Raw genomic sequence first — 14,038 nt, 5'->3', positions numbered from 1 at the left:
TACCGTTCCCAGTGGAGCGGTGCCTTTTTATGTCCGTATGCGGCAGACAATTACGACAAAACAAAGTTCGCCGTAACAGCCAACGGTCCGGGGGAACGAAACCGATGCTTACGGCGAAGTCAATAGGGAGTATTTCATGCTTTCTATTACCCGGCAATTGCCGGAATGAATCAGTTTCCCTGCACAATTCGCCTTTACGCAAGAGAACGTTAAATTATACAATAACAACAGTGAAAATAAGGAGGGCTGCGGGTATGGAGAAATTGGAGAACGGTGTATTTTCGGCGGTATGCCCGCTGGATTGTCCCGACACTTGCGGGCTTCTTGTGCATAAGAAAGATGGAAAAATTGTAAAAGTCGAAGGAAATCCCGAGCATCCGGATACGAGGGGGGCCATCTGCAATAAAGTCAGGAATATGGCGCAGCGCGTCCATCATCCCGATCGGCTGACAACCCCGCTTCGGCGCGTGGGACGCAAAGGGGAGGCCCTATTCGAACCGATCGGCTGGGATGAGGCGATTGCCGAGATTACCGGCAAATTCCGCAGCCTGTCAGAAGAATACGGGCCGGAGAGCATTCTGCCTTACAGCTTCTACGGCAATATGGGCGTTCTCAGTGTGGAGGGCATGGATCGCCGGTTCTTCAACGCGCTTGGAGCAAGCCGCCTGGAGCAGACGATCTGCAATGCCGCCGGAAGTGCGGGCTGGAAATATACAATGGGCTTCAACGGCGGGACAAGCCCGGAGGATACAGTGAACGCCGATCTGATCATCGTCTGGGGCGGAAATATCGTCAGCACTAATATGCATCAGGTTGTGCTGGCCGAGCAGGCCCGGAAGAAGGGCGCCAAGATCATCGTCATCGACGTTCATAAGAACCGCACGGCGCAGTGGGCCGACTGGTTCCTGCCGCTCTATCCGGGGACGGATGCGGCGCTGGCGCTCGGCATCATGCATATTTTGTTCCGCGACGGGATGACGGACGCGAATTTCCTCAAGACTTACACGGTGGGGCATGAAGAACTGCGGAAGCAGGCGGAAGAGTATACGCCGGAGGCCGTGGCGGCCATTACGGGCATCCCAGTTGAAGACATTGAACGGTTGGGTAAACTGTACGGAGAGGCGGCGGTGTCTTTTATCCGCATCGGCAACGGGCTTCAGCATCACGACAACGGAGGCATGGCGGTGCGCAGCATCGCCTGTCTGCCGGCGCTGACCGGACAGTGGCTGAAGAAGGGGGGAGGCGCGACCAAGGGCAACGGCGGGTATGCCGGGATGAATTCCCGGGCGCTGGAGCGTCCTGATCTTCGCCCGAACCCGCGGGTGCGCAGCATTAATATGAACCGGATCGGCGAAGCGCTGGAAATGACGGAGCAGCCGATCAAGGGGCTGTTCGTCTACTGCAGCAATCCGCTCGTCGTCGCGCCGGACGCGGACCGGGTGCGGCGCGGATTCGCGCGCGAAGACCTGTTCACGGTCGTGCATGATCTTTTTCTGACGGATACAGCCAAATACGCTGACATTGTGCTGCCCGCAACGTCGACTTTTGAGAATACCGATTTATACAGTTCTTACTGGCATCATTATATCCAGCTTCAGGAGCCGGTGTTACAAGCCCCGGGAGAGTGCAAGAGCAATGTCGAACTGTTCTCACTGCTGGGAAAGGCCCTGGGCTTTGACGAGGAAGCCTTCGGGCAAAGCGAGGAAGACATGATCCGCGAGGCGCTGGACTATCCGCGCAATCCGTATCTGAACGGAGTGACGCTGGAGCGGCTGAAGGCCGAGCGGCACGTCAAACTGGATATGACGCCTAAAGAACGGTATCTGGATAACCTGCCCACGCCATCCGGCAAAATTGAGCTGTACTCCCGGGCGCTCGAGAATGCGGGACTGCCGCCGCTGCCAACCTATACTCCGCTTGTCGAAGGCTTTGACGGCATCCGGCGTCCGGATGAAGGGGATAAATATCCGCTTATGTTCATATCGCCGCCGAACCATAATTTCCTCAATTCCACCTTCTCCAACATCGGGAAGCATCAAAGTCTGGAGAAGAGGCCCACGCTGCAAATTCATCCCACGGATGCGGCGGAGCGGGGAATTGCCGAAGGGGATGAGGTCAAAGTGTATAACGACCGCGGCATGATACAGATTTGGGCGGCGGTAACCGACCGGATGCTGCCCGGCATCGTCATCAGCCAGGGGCTATGGTGGGAAGGAAAAGACCGTTCGCAGCGAAGCAATGTGCTTACCCCGGACCGGCTGAGCGATATGGGGAAGGGAGCGACCTTTTTCTCCGCAACGGTCCAAGTTGAGCTGCGTTAAAGCGTCAATGCACAGGCTTGCCCTAAGCGTCAGTTAGGCGTAATACTAGATAGCATTAACTGACATGTAGATTACAGGGGATGTATAGGCAAATGAGGTTTTTGGACAACTATCCTAGAGAAGTCAAGGTATTCTTGATCGCAAGCTTGATTAACGCGACCGGCAGCGCGCTGATGTGGCCGCTTGTTACGATGTATGTATTTGACGAGCTCGGACGGAGCATGAAGGACGCCGGACTCGTTATTCTGATTCAATCGCTTGGCGGCATTGCCGGGCAGCTGCTCGGCGGCTCACTGTATCATAAGGTCGGGGTGAACAAGCTGATTGTCGGCGCGCTGGCCCTAAATGCGCTGGCCCTGTTCGCCCTCCCTGCGGCAAGCGCCAATTGGACGGCGTTCATGATTGCAATGGGCCTCGTCGGTCTGTTCAATGCGCTGTCCATGCCGGCTATTCAGGCATTCATCGGCTTCCGGTTCGCCGGGCGGCGGGCCGAGCTGTTCAATATCGTCTATGTCGCGAACAATATCGGAGTCGCAGTCGGAACGGCGCTGAGCGGATTTCTGGCCGATATTTCCTATATGCTGAGCTTCGTGATGAATGGCGCGACTTCCGCTCTATTTGCCGTCTTTTTCTTTGTTTACCTGAGAAAAGCAGGCGGCGTGCAAGAAACCGTTCCGGCTGAGTCCAAGAAGGCGCAGTCACGGCCAGTATCCAATTGGAAGCTGCTGGGCAACACCCGGATTTATCTGTTCATGGCTCTCGGGTCGCTGTTTCTGCTGATCGGCAACTCCATCTGGAATACGGGCGTGTCGCCGTTCATTATTTCGGAAGATCTGCCGAAGAAATATTACGGCTTCCTGTGGACGCTTAACGGCATCCTGATCTTCGCGGCGCAGCCGCTGGTGAGCCTGATCAGGCGCTGGTTCGCGGCCGAAGCGGCGGCGCAAATGACGGCGAGCGCTTTTTTCTACCTTAGCGGCTATGCCGTCATTCTGACGCTGCCAAGCTACAGCGGCATGGTGCTGGCGATGCTGCTGACCACGCTTGGGGAGATGCTCATTTCTCCGGCCATGCCGGCATTCATCTCGGAGCATGCCGACCGGGGCGCTCCGTTCTATCTTGGGCTGACCGGCGGAATCGGCGCGGTCGGCAGAGTGCTGGGGCCTTTCTTCATGGGCAGCCTGTACGATGAAGGGGGACTGGCCCCTACCGCTTGGCTGGCGTGCGGGATGGCGGCGCTGTCGGCGGGATTTTTCCTGATTCATGCGCATGGCAACCGCCGTGCGCTGCTTGCGGAATCCGCAGGATCGTCGAAGTCGGCTTAACCGCAGGGAGAGAGGGAAGCTTCAATAAATCGGCGTTTATTCTATGCGCCGTTTATAAGCAAGGGGGATACCAAAATGCTTCACATAGACAGAGAGACACTGTTCATCCGGTTCTCGGAGTTTCGCGACGTTCGGGAGCTGATTATGCTGGATCATCTGATATGGACGGAGGATACGGCTCCTGCGGCCTTGTCATGGCGGTCGAGCGAGGACTATTTGCTGCATGCGCCTCCTGGTTCCCAGCTTGTGGCGGTGAAAGGGGACACGCTGTGCGGTTATGTCGGCTTCGGCTGCCCTACCGGAATGAAGAGCAACCGGCATGTCTATGAGATTCATATCGCTGTCCATCCAGGTTGGCAGCGACTCGGAATCGGCCGAAGCCTGATCGAAGCCGTTAAGGAGCTGGCGGCTGCGCGCGGCATCCGCAAGCTTCGGCTGCGCGCGCTGTCCTGCAACGCTGCGGCCCTGGCATTTTATGAGCAATGCGGGTTCGATGAAGAAGGGCGGTTGCGGGAGGAATTTTATCTTGCAGGCCGCTATGTGGACGAGGTATTTATGAGCTGCCGTCTCGGATAGCCACCGATGAAACGAAATGAAAGCGGGGATGGTCATGAAGATCATATCATTGAATGTGGGGATGCCGGTTACGGCCCTTTATCGCGGAAAATCGCTGGAGACGGGCATCTACAAATCGCCTGTGGAGGGGCCTGTGCATGTGTCCGCCGGCGGGCTGACCGGGGATGGACAAGCCGATCTGGTCAATCACGGAGGACCGGACAAAGCCGTCTGCGTGTATCCGTCGGAGCATTACGCCTACTGGGAAGAGTGGCTGGGCAAGAAGCTGGACTACGCCGCCTTCGGGGAAAATGCGACAACCGTCGGGCTGCTCGAAACGGAGGTGTGCATCGGGGACATCTACGAGATCGGCGGCGCGCTTCTTCAGGTGAGCCAGCCCCGCTACCCCTGCTTTAAGCTCTCGCAAAAGCACGGTCCGGCGGATATGCCCGCGCAGGTGCTGAAGACGGGCTTCAGCGGCTTCTATTTCCGGGTGCTGCGCGAAGGGGAACTGGCATCCGGCTCGGGGGTCGTGAAGATTTCCTCCGGTGACGGCGGCGTGCCGGTGTCGCGCGTGCTGCATATGATGGAAGCCGGGCGCGGGGACAAGCAAGGCCTTGAAGAGCTGGTCAGGCTAAGCAGCCTTTCATCCGTCGTCCGGTTGAAGTTTCAGACGTGGCTGGACGCGGCTGAATAATAGGCGAAAGCCTGATTTACCAATATGAGCGTTCGACCCCGCGTTTTTACGGGGCTTCTTCTGTCGGCGACAGCCTTACCCCAGGAGGCTATCTCAGCATCTTCCACTCGCTGCGCAGCATGCCGTACACGGCATGATTGACATAGCCTGACGGCAGCAGCTCGGCTTCCCGGATTACCCCTTCCAGCACGAAACCCAGGCGCTGGGGAATAGCCCGGCTTGGCGTATTACCCGTTGCGCAGCGGATTTCTACCCGGTTCAGCTCCATCTCCATCAGGGCATGGTCGATAAATACCCGGCAGGCACTCGTCATGTATCCCTTGCCGCAATAGCCCTCGCCAAGCCAATAGCCGATGCCGACTGACCGGTTATGCCAATCGATTTCATGAAATCCGATAACGCCGGCGAATTCGCCGCCCACCCACAGGCCCGCGGTGAAGCCGCCGTTCTCGCTGCCTTGCTTAACGGCGTTCTTAATATAGCTTGTGATATGAGCATGCTCCGTCACGCTGTCTACCCAAGGCAGCCACTGGCTAAGACGGACCCTTGAGAGGTCGACCAGCTCAAACATGGGCAGGGCATGCTCAGCCGCCAGCGGCTTAAGCACAAGCTCATCATCAATAACAAAATGGAACAAACTGCAGCCTCCCTTTTTTTCTGCCGTGCTCTTTGCAAACCATGAATCCCGGTTATTACCGCCCTTCTTTCCATTCCAGGGCATAAATATCCTCTTCCAGCCCCTGCATCCGCTGCGCCGTCAGGGTGCGGCAGTCGCTCAGCGCCTGGTTATAGACGGTAGGTCCAAGCTCCTTTAAGAAAAATTCCAGCAGGTTGTCCGCCGCGAGGCGTCCGATGCTTTCGCCGCGTTCAAGCTCGAAAAATTCCTGAATATGATCAAGCATCGCTTCCCGATGCTCTTGTGGCATTTTAATCGGTTTCATCCGCTCGCCTCCTTCTGAACCTCATGCTACTCCATGGACCGGCGGGAAGTCAAAGGGAACCGGCGCCCTGGGCGGGTATGCCATTTTATTGAACAATCCCGGCGTAACGGGTATATTAAGAGGAAACATGTTTATACAAGAACAAGGACAAGAACTATAGAATGAAAGGTTGATTGCTGTGGAGAACCGAAGCACCCCCTCCAATTTCATTAAAAATGTCATTACCGAAGATCTCCGCTCCGGCAAAGTGAATGAAGTCGTCACCCGGTTCCCCCCGGAACCGAACGGCTATCTCCACATCGGACATGCCAAGGCGATTTGGATCAATTTCACGCTGGCCGACGAGTTCGGCGGCAAGACGAACCTGCGGTTTGACGACACGAATCCGCTGAAGGAAGATACGGAGTATGTCAAATCGATCGAGGAAGATGTGAAATGGCTCGGTTATGATTGGGAGAATCTGCGCTTCGCTTCCAACTATTTCGAAGAGATGTACGAGCGGGCGGAGCTATTAATTAACAAGGGCAAGGCTTACGTCGACGATCTCAGCGCGGACCAAATCCGCGAGCTTCGCGGCACGCTGACCGAACCGGGGAAGAATAGCCCGTACCGCGACCGCAGCGTCGAAGAGAATCTCGATCTATTCCGCCGCATGCGTGCTGGCGAGTTCAAGGACGGCGAAAAGGTGCTGCGCGCCAAGATCGATATGGCTTCGCCCAACATCAATCTCCGCGACCCGGTCATTTACCGCATTACCCATGCCCATCACCACAACACGGGCGACAAATGGTGCATTTACCCGATGTACGCGTACGCGCATCCGATTGAGGATGCCATCGAGAACGTGACGCATTCCCTCTGTTCCCTGGAGTTCGAGGATCAGCGCCCTTTCTATGACTGGGTTATCGCTGAATGCGAAATGCCTGCCTCGCCGCATCAATATGAATTCGGCCGCCTGAATCTGGCGCAGACCGTGACGAGCAAGCGGAAGCTGAGGCTGCTGGTGGATGAAGGGCATGTCGACGGTTGGGACGATCCGCGGATGCCGACGATATCGGGTCTTCGCCGCCGCGGGTACACGCCGGATGCGATCCGCGCCTTCGTATACGAGACGGGCATCTCCAAGAGCCAAGGCCTGGTTGATCTGCAAATGCTGGAGCATTTTATCCGCGAGGATCTGAAGCTGAAGGCGCCGCGCACGATGGCCGTGCTTCGTCCGCTCAAGGTCGTCATTACCAACTATCCAGAGGGTCAGGTCGAATGGCTGGAAGCGGAAAATAACAGTGAGAACGAGGAAATGGGCAGCCGGCAAATTCCGTTCTCCCGCGAGATTTACATTGAACGCGACGATTTTATGGAGAATCCGCCGAGCAAATATTTCCGGTTGTTCCCGGGCAATGAGGTGCGCCTGAAGCATGCCTATTTCATCAAATGCAACGAAGTAATCAAGGATGAGAACGGCGAAGTAACCGAGCTGCACTGCACCTACGATCCGGAAACGAAGAGCGGCAGCGGCTTTACCGGCCGCAAGGTGAAAGGAACGCTGCACTGGGTGGAGGCGAGCCACGCGGCTGCTGCGGAATTCCGCCTGTATGAGCCGCTGATTCTGGCGGAGGAAACCGAAAATGAAGGGGAGGCCGAAGGACAGGAAGCCGCTGATAAGGGGACGGGGTCCTTCCTTGACCAATTGAACCCGAAATCGCTTGAAATCCTGCACGGCTTCGTGGAGCCCGAGCTGAAGGACAGCAAACCGCAGGACAAGTTCCAATTTTTCCGGCATGGTTACTTTAACGTGGACAGCCGGTACTCCGAGCCTGGTCAACCTGTCTTCAACCTGATTGTTTCGCTCAAGAGCTCGTATCAGCCGCCGAAGCAGGGCTAAAGTTCAGATCATAAGAGAAACGGCTGCCGCCCGAAAGCGTGTCAGCCGTTTTTTTGCAATCCAAAGTGTTTAATCGTTTAATAACTTGAAGAGAAAGGAATGAGGATTCGATGGCTTTTTCTTTAAAAGTGGAGCGGCAGATGGATGCAGCGCCTGAAGTTCTTTTTCAAGCGTGGACCAAGCAGTTCGACCGTTGGTTTGCAGCCCCTGGTTCGGTGATCATGCAGGGTCAAGTCAATACCGTCTTCTTTTTTGAGACCACTTCCCCCGGCGGGACGGACGGCGTGGAGCGGAGGCATCCCCACTACGGCCGGTTTATTAGGCTCGAACAAGACCGTCTTGTTGAACTGACATGGGTTACGGGAGAAGGGGGGACCGGGGGAGCCGAGACTATTGTCACAGTCGAGCTGGTTCCCCGGAACAGCGGGACGCTGCTAAGTCTTACACATACGGGATTTTATAATGAGGATTCCAGAAACGCGCACGAGCAGGCATGGCCTTTCGTCTTGGAGCAGCTGGACAAAAAAATGACGGGAAATTCTTAATAAATGCACGCTAAACGCTGCCCTCTTCAAGTTCATCATGGATCGCCGAGGTATGCCGGTAACCGCCTCTGTTGACAAAAAGCCACATTCCTCCGTACCCCAGCGCGCCGATGAGTGACAGGAAGACACAGAATTCGTACATGCTCTGGGCGCCGAGATACTGAAACAGCCATCCGCCAAGAATACCGCCGATCATGCCGGAAATTCCGCCCCAGGACAAGGTGTAGAGAGCCTGCCCGCAGGAGCGGTACGGTGCAGGAATAAGCAGCATCGTCAACTCTGTCCCTACGTAGAAGAAGCCGCCGAACGTTATGGAATGTAAAATTTGAATAAAGGCCACCTCAAGCGGAAGCGTTGCCTGAGACATCAGCCACCACCGCAGCACGAACAGAACGCTGACCAGCGCCAGCCAGCCGGTGAGAACGGAAATTTTGCGCCGCAAATAGCGTTTGCACAGCATGAACACCCCCGCTTCAAGGATGGAGGAGAGGAACACGGCCAGGCCGATCATCGTCTTGGAGCCGCCCATATCATTGATATAGAGCGACATGAACGTATTATTTATGGTGTTCGGAATGGCTACCAGCATGCCGAAAAAGATAAAAAACAGGAAATAAGGATTCCTGAACAGCAGGCCGAACCCTCTAAGCGGCAAAGGCGCTGGTCCGATTGAGCTGCGCAGCTTAGGCATGGCGGCGAGCGATACGATGGATAAGCCCAGCAGGACCGCGAACAGGTAGGGCAGCACCGAGACGCCGCCATACTGAATAACCGGGCCCGCGGCTATAGCCGTCAGTGCCCAGCCAAGCGATCCGAAGAGACGAAAGGAGCCGAAGCGTAGAGGCGTTCCCTCGATATAGCTTAAGACGAGCGTATTGCTCTGCGCGAACAGCGGGGTCTGGCAGAAATAGAACAGAATTATCGCAGTATAGACCGTTTCATATGTATTTGCCTGAAAAATAATCTGAGAGAACACAAGCGTCCCTGCCAGCATCAGCAATACGACGCCTCTGTTATTCTGATATCGGCCGGTCCATATTCCCCAGAACGGGTTGGCGAGGACCGACACGAGCGGTCCGATCGACATTAAGACACCGATTTCCAGCTTATTTATCCCTACGTCCTGCAGATACAGCTGGAAGAAACTGGTGAATAGAACCATTGTTCCGTATAGGAAAAAGTTGAACCATTTCAAGGATGTGAAGGTTGATGGATTTCCAGTATTCTTCCGCAACTTGGGTGCTCTCCTCCCGTAAATGCCGTGTATGATAAATAAGAGCCGGTCATAGCCGCTGCTATCATCGTAACATTTGTTGAAAAGGTGTACAAACCAGCATTTTCTTATTTTGCTAAATCTATAGGATTTTAAGGATTATACTTCCATTTAGTAAGATACTTTTGTCAAAAAAAAGGCGGTGACGTTATGCATATTGCCGGTATTCTGATCGCCGGAGGCCGCTCCAGACGGATGGGCGCCGATAAGTCTCTTCTGGATTTCGGGGGCATTCCCGCTATTGCCCGGGTTGCCGCCGCGCTCGGGGAAGTCGCGGAGCCGATCACGATCGCCTGCGGGCCGGAGGAGCGGGAGGGTTACCGCTTCCTGGGGCTTCCGCAGGCTGTGGACCGCTTCCCGGGGTGCGGTCCACTGGCGGGGCTTCATGCGGGGATGACCGCTTTGGACGCGGAATGGTATTTGACCGCCCCCTGCGATTTGCCGTTTGCCTCCGCGGCGTTTATGCGGTACATTGTGGACACTTTGAAGCGGGACGAAAAGCGTGTGGACGCAGATTCAGCGGGGGAAGGCTCCGGGCCGCTTGTGGTGGTGCCGGTGTCACAGTCAGGCAAAGCGCAGCCGCTGCTGGGGCTGTACCATAAGGATGTCCTTCCCGGCTTGGAAAATGCCCTGCTGCACGGAAGGTTAAAGGTCATGGAATGGCTGGAAAGTATGGAGGTTCTGTATGTACCGGAAGCGGGCTTTACGGGCGCCTTGGATGGAGGGCCGTCCCCGCTGCTGAATATCAATACTCCGGAGGATTACCGTGCGGCCGCAGAGTGGCGAGTTTAACTTCTGTTTACAAAGAGGGAGTATTTTGTGATTATTCGCCATGAAGGGAAGGATTATCAATGACAACCTCAACAAAGCCTAGGGGCGGAAAGAACCTCCGTCCATTTCTCAAATTGCTTAAAGAAACGAAACCGCCGTATGGTCTGCTTGCCCTGGCTATTACGCTCAGCGTCATTTCCACGCTGGTGTCGCTGGTCATCCCGATGTTTACCAAAGGGCTGGTCGACGGATTTTCGCTGGCTTCGGTAAGCTGGCTGCAGATCGCCGGAATCGCCGGCGCTTTCATCGCCCAGACCGCCGCCGCGGGCATATCCGTCTACCTGCTGAACTATGCGGGCCAGAAAATGGTTGCCGGCTTAAGGGAACGTCTATGGCGCAAGCTCCTTCTGCTGCCTGTCACCTATTATAACGACATCCGGACAGGCGAAAGCGTCAGCCGCATGACAAGCGATACGGGAATTATCAAGACGCTGGTATCGGAACATGCCGCCAGCCTGTTCACCGGCATCATTTCCATTGTCGGTTCGATCTCAGTGCTATTTTATCTGAATTGGAAAATGACGCTGGTCCTGTTCACCGTGCTGCCTCTTTCGGCGCTTGTCCTTGTGCCGCTCGGGCGGATGATGTACAAGATTTCCAAAGGCATGCAGGATGAGACGGCTTCCTTTACGGCGGTGCTCAGCGGTGTGCTGTCGGAAATTCGGCTGGTCAAGGCGTCCGGAGCGGAACGCCGGGAATACGAATCCGGAAAAAGCGTCATTACGAAACTGCTCTCCTACGGCATACGCGAAGGCAAGGTCAGCGCATGGATCACTCCGCTTGTCTCGCTCATTTTTATGATGCTGCTGGTGGTCATTATCGGCTACGGCGGAATGCAGGTGTCGAGCGGCGCGCTGACGGCGGGGGAACTGGTCGCTTTTATCCTCTATCTGATCCAGATCATTATGCCGCTGACCCAACTAACCACCTTCTTCACCCAAATTCAGAAAGCGATGGGCGCTTCGGAGCGGCTGATGGAGATGCTGATGCATGAAGAAGAGAATTACGAAGGGGAAGAGATGGCCGGAGGGTCGCGGCTGCCGATTACGCTTGAAAATGTCTCCTTCGGATACAAGGCGGGAGAGCCAGTGCTGAATAGGGTAAGCTGCTCCATAACGCCGGGAGAGGTGACTGCGATTGTCGGCCCGAGCGGCGGCGGGAAGACGACGCTGTTCTCCCTGCTTGAACGGTTCTATCAGCCGCAGGAAGGCGTAATCCGGCTGGACGGCAAGCCGATTACGGATTTCTCGCTGTCCTCCTGGCGCAGAGGAATCGGCTACGTCTCCCAGGAAAGCCCGCTGCTGGCCGGAACGATTGCCGACAATCTCCGCTACGGGCTGGACCGGGAGGTTGATTTGGCGGAAATGCGGCAGGCAGCGGCGATGGCGTATGCCGACACCTTCATCGACGAGCTGCCGGATGGTTACGACACCGAAGTCGGCGAGCGCGGCGTGAAGCTGTCGGGCGGACAGCGGCAGCGGATTGCGATTGCCCGGGCGCTGCTGAGAGATCCGAAAATCCTGATGCTGGACGAAGCCACCTCAAGTCTAGACAGCAAATCCGAAGCGGTCGTGCAGAAGGCACTGTCCAATCTGATGAAAGGCCGGACGACTATTGTTATCGCGCATCGGCTGTCCACGGTGGTGAATGCCGATCAGATTCTTTTTATGGAAAAGGGCGAGATTACCGGCAGGGGAAGACACGAAGAACTGCTGCGGGAGCACAGCCTCTACCGCGAATTTGCGCAGCAGCAGCTTCAGACGGCCAATACGGAATCACGGGAACACGGCGAAGGAGAGGAGAGTGCCGGACATGGCCAAAATACTGGTGGTGGACGACGATCCGCACATCCGCGAGTTGGTAGCCGTATTTTTGAAAGCTGAAGGCATGGAAGTGTCCGAGGCTTCCGATGGGAAAGCAGCGCTGGATTTTCTCGCGGATCACACCGCCGACATGGTGATTCTCGATGTCATGATGCCGAACATGGATGGCTGGCAGCTCTGCCGCGAACTGCGGAAGGATTACGATTTTCCGCTGCTCATGCTCACGGCCAAAGGCGAAACGTCGCAGATTGTGAAGGGCTTCGAGCTTGGGACCGACGATTATCTCGTCAAACCGTTTGAGCCGCCCGTGTTGATCGCCCGCGTCAAGGCGCTGCTGAAAAGGTATCAGATTTCCGCCGCCCAGAGCGTAACCGTCGGCAGGCTGAAGATGAACCGCAGAACCTACGAGATTCAATCCAATGACGGCGATCTGACGCTGCCCCTGAAAGAATACGAGCTGCTGTTCAGGCTGGCGAGCTACCCCGGACAGACGCTGGCGCGCGAGCGGTTGATCGAGGAGATCTGGGGCTATGACTTCGAGGGCAATGAACGCACGCTGGATGTGCATATCAATCGGCTGCGCGAACGCTTCCCGAGCGAGCGGTACGGATTCGCCATCCGCACCGTGCGCGGTCTCGGCTACCGGCTGGAGAGTGCGGAATGAAGCGGCGGAAGCGAGCGTCAGAGCGGGCGGCTCCGGAGCGGGCGGTCCGGAACCGCCGTCCGCGCCAGGAACGGTCCCGGCAGCCGGCCGGAGGGCGTGGAATGAAGCGGCTGGGGAGAGCCGTCCGGGGATTCCTCGGAATGCTGGCGGGCTTTTCGTCCCTCATCATCTCGTGGACGGCTTCCTACTTCATCTTGAGAGTACTGTTCCAGAGATTTGGCGCTCCTTCATCCGTCTATGTGTCACAGCTGCTGGGCATGCTGCTCGGATTTCTCATTCTGTTCTGCATTGGCGGACTGATCTCCCTGATTACGTATGGGAAGCAGAACAAATTTTATTCCCCGATTCTGAATGCCGTCCGGCGGATTTCCAAAGGGGATTTTACGGCCAAGGTGGAAGATGTCGAACGCTACGGACGAATGGGCGAACTCGTGGAAGGAATCAATGAAATGGCCAGCGAGCTGAGCCGGATGGAGACGATGCGGCAGGACTTCATCTCGAATGTATCGCATGAGATTCAGTCGCCGCTCACTTCCATTCGCGGCTTCGCCCGCGCACTGCGCCGCGAAGATCTCAGCCGGGAAACCCGGGAGCACTACTTGGATATTATCGAGGCCGAGAGCGCCCGGCTGTCGGGCCTTAGCGACAGCCTGCTCAAGCTGTCGGTGCTGGAGTCCGGCAGCTTTCCGTTAGAAGCGAAGCCCTACCGTCTTGACAAGCAGCTCCGGAACATCCTGCTGGCCTGCGAGCCGCAGTGGATGGGCAAAGGAATCGAAGTGGAGGCGGAGCTTGCTGAAGTAACGGTGACAGGGGCCGAAGACCTGCTCAGCCAGGTCTGGAACAACCTCCTGCATAACAGCATCAAGTTTACTCCGCCGGGCGGGAAGGTCATGATAACGGCGCGCCTGATTGGAACGGAAGCGGAGGTTGTTGTCTCTGATACCGGAGCGGGCATCTCCAAGGAGGACCTGCCCCGCATCTTCGAGCGGTTCTACAAGGCGGACAAAGCAAGAAGCGCGGGTGCCGGAGGCAGCGGACTGGGACTGTCGCTGGTGAAGAAGATTGTCGATCTTCACCTTGGAGAAGTCCGCGCCGAGAGCCGCCTTGGCGAGGGGACTGAGATTATCGTGACGCTGCCGCTGTCTGTGAAGGAAGAACGGGAGCGGGAGTAACCCCCATAC

The 14,038-nt window shown here is 56.3% G+C and carries 13 protein-coding genes; 10 read left to right on the top strand and 3 right to left on the bottom strand.

The genetic code is table 11. From position 1 onward, the window contains the following. The first annotated feature begins 254 nt into the window (after nucleotides 1-254). The 4 genes from VK70_RS20600 (at nucleotide 255) to VK70_RS20585 (ending at nucleotide 4,898) form a co-directional block, all read left to right on the top strand. The gene (locus tag VK70_RS20600) at nucleotides 255-2,321 is read left to right on the top strand and encodes a molybdopterin-containing oxidoreductase family protein (RefSeq protein WP_025694984.1); all 2,067 of its coding nucleotides are present in this window, start codon (nucleotides 255-257) and stop codon (nucleotides 2,319-2,321) included. A gap of 92 nt (nucleotides 2,322-2,413) precedes the next feature. Next, nucleotides 2,414-3,646 carry an MFS transporter gene (locus tag VK70_RS20595; protein WP_046723682.1) on the top strand — a complete coding sequence of 411 codons (1,233 nt, stop codon included), beginning with the start codon at nucleotides 2,414-2,416 and terminating at the stop codon, nucleotides 3,644-3,646. Nucleotides 3,647-3,721: 75 nt separating this feature from the next. Then, nucleotides 3,722-4,222, top strand: coding sequence for a GNAT family N-acetyltransferase (locus VK70_RS20590; RefSeq protein ID WP_046723681.1), 501 nt, complete (start codon nucleotides 3,722-3,724; stop codon nucleotides 4,220-4,222). 34 nt (nucleotides 4,223-4,256) lie between these two features. Beyond that, nucleotides 4,257-4,898, top strand: coding sequence for an MOSC domain-containing protein (locus VK70_RS20585; protein WP_081755030.1), 642 nt, complete (start codon nucleotides 4,257-4,259; stop codon nucleotides 4,896-4,898). A gap of 88 nt (nucleotides 4,899-4,986) precedes the next feature. Here VK70_RS20585 and VK70_RS20580 read toward each other — a convergent pair whose 3' ends face one another. Beyond that, nucleotides 4,987-5,535: a GNAT family N-acetyltransferase gene (locus VK70_RS20580; protein ID WP_025700393.1), complete on the bottom strand. Its 549-nt coding sequence runs from the start codon at nucleotides 5,533-5,535 to the stop codon at nucleotides 4,987-4,989. A 55-nt stretch (nucleotides 5,536-5,590) separates the two neighbouring features. Next, nucleotides 5,591-5,839 (bottom strand): DUF2164 domain-containing protein, encoded by a 249-nt coding sequence (locus VK70_RS20575; RefSeq protein WP_025700391.1) that lies wholly within the window; start codon nucleotides 5,837-5,839, stop codon nucleotides 5,591-5,593. Between the two features lie 178 nt (nucleotides 5,840-6,017). On the opposite strand from VK70_RS20575, the gene VK70_RS20570 reads away from it, so the two are divergent. After that, the gene (locus VK70_RS20570) at nucleotides 6,018-7,721 is read left to right on the top strand and encodes a glutamine--tRNA ligase/YqeY domain fusion protein (RefSeq protein WP_025700390.1); all 1,704 of its coding nucleotides are present in this window, start codon (nucleotides 6,018-6,020) and stop codon (nucleotides 7,719-7,721) included. A 110-nt stretch (nucleotides 7,722-7,831) separates the two neighbouring features. Then, on the top strand, nucleotides 7,832-8,266 hold the full coding sequence (locus tag VK70_RS20565) for an SRPBCC family protein (protein ID WP_046723679.1): 435 nt from the start codon (nucleotides 7,832-7,834) through the stop codon (nucleotides 8,264-8,266). A gap of 10 nt (nucleotides 8,267-8,276) precedes the next feature. On the opposite strand, the gene VK70_RS20560 is transcribed toward VK70_RS20565, so the two are convergent. Further along, nucleotides 8,277-9,500, bottom strand: coding sequence for an MFS transporter (locus VK70_RS20560; RefSeq protein WP_025700386.1), 1,224 nt, complete (start codon nucleotides 9,498-9,500; stop codon nucleotides 8,277-8,279). A gap of 189 nt (nucleotides 9,501-9,689) precedes the next feature. Here VK70_RS20560 and mobA point away from each other — a divergent pair, with 189 nt between their 5' ends. The 4 genes from mobA to VK70_RS20540 are packed head-to-tail and all read left to right on the top strand — an operon-like array spanning nucleotide 9,690 to nucleotide 14,029. Next, nucleotides 9,690-10,331, top strand: coding sequence for a molybdenum cofactor guanylyltransferase (gene mobA / locus VK70_RS20555; RefSeq protein WP_025700384.1), 642 nt, complete (start codon nucleotides 9,690-9,692; stop codon nucleotides 10,329-10,331). Nucleotides 10,332-10,390: 59 nt separating this feature from the next. Then, a complete protein-coding gene (locus VK70_RS20550) occupies nucleotides 10,391-12,253 on the top strand; it encodes an ABC transporter ATP-binding protein (protein WP_025700382.1) in 1,863 nt (620 codons plus the stop codon). Next, complete coding sequence (locus VK70_RS20545) at nucleotides 12,183-12,857, top strand: response regulator transcription factor (protein ID WP_025700380.1); 675 nt, start codon at nucleotides 12,183-12,185, stop codon at nucleotides 12,855-12,857. Before VK70_RS20550 ends, VK70_RS20545 begins: the two co-directional genes overlap by 71 nt. Beyond that, complete coding sequence (locus VK70_RS20540) at nucleotides 12,854-14,029, top strand: sensor histidine kinase (protein ID WP_324607958.1); 1,176 nt, start codon at nucleotides 12,854-12,856, stop codon at nucleotides 14,027-14,029. The genes VK70_RS20545 and VK70_RS20540 overlap by 4 nt, the downstream gene beginning before the upstream one ends. Nucleotides 14,030-14,038 lie beyond the last annotated feature (9 nt).

Origin of the sequence: Paenibacillus durus ATCC 35681 (assembly GCF_000993825.1) — a bacterium.
Taxonomy (GTDB): Bacteria; Bacillota; Bacilli; order Paenibacillales; family Paenibacillaceae; genus Paenibacillus_AQ; species Paenibacillus_AQ durus_B.
The sequence above is the reverse complement of the archived record's forward strand: the minus strand, read 5'-3'. Positions and strand labels throughout refer to the sequence as shown.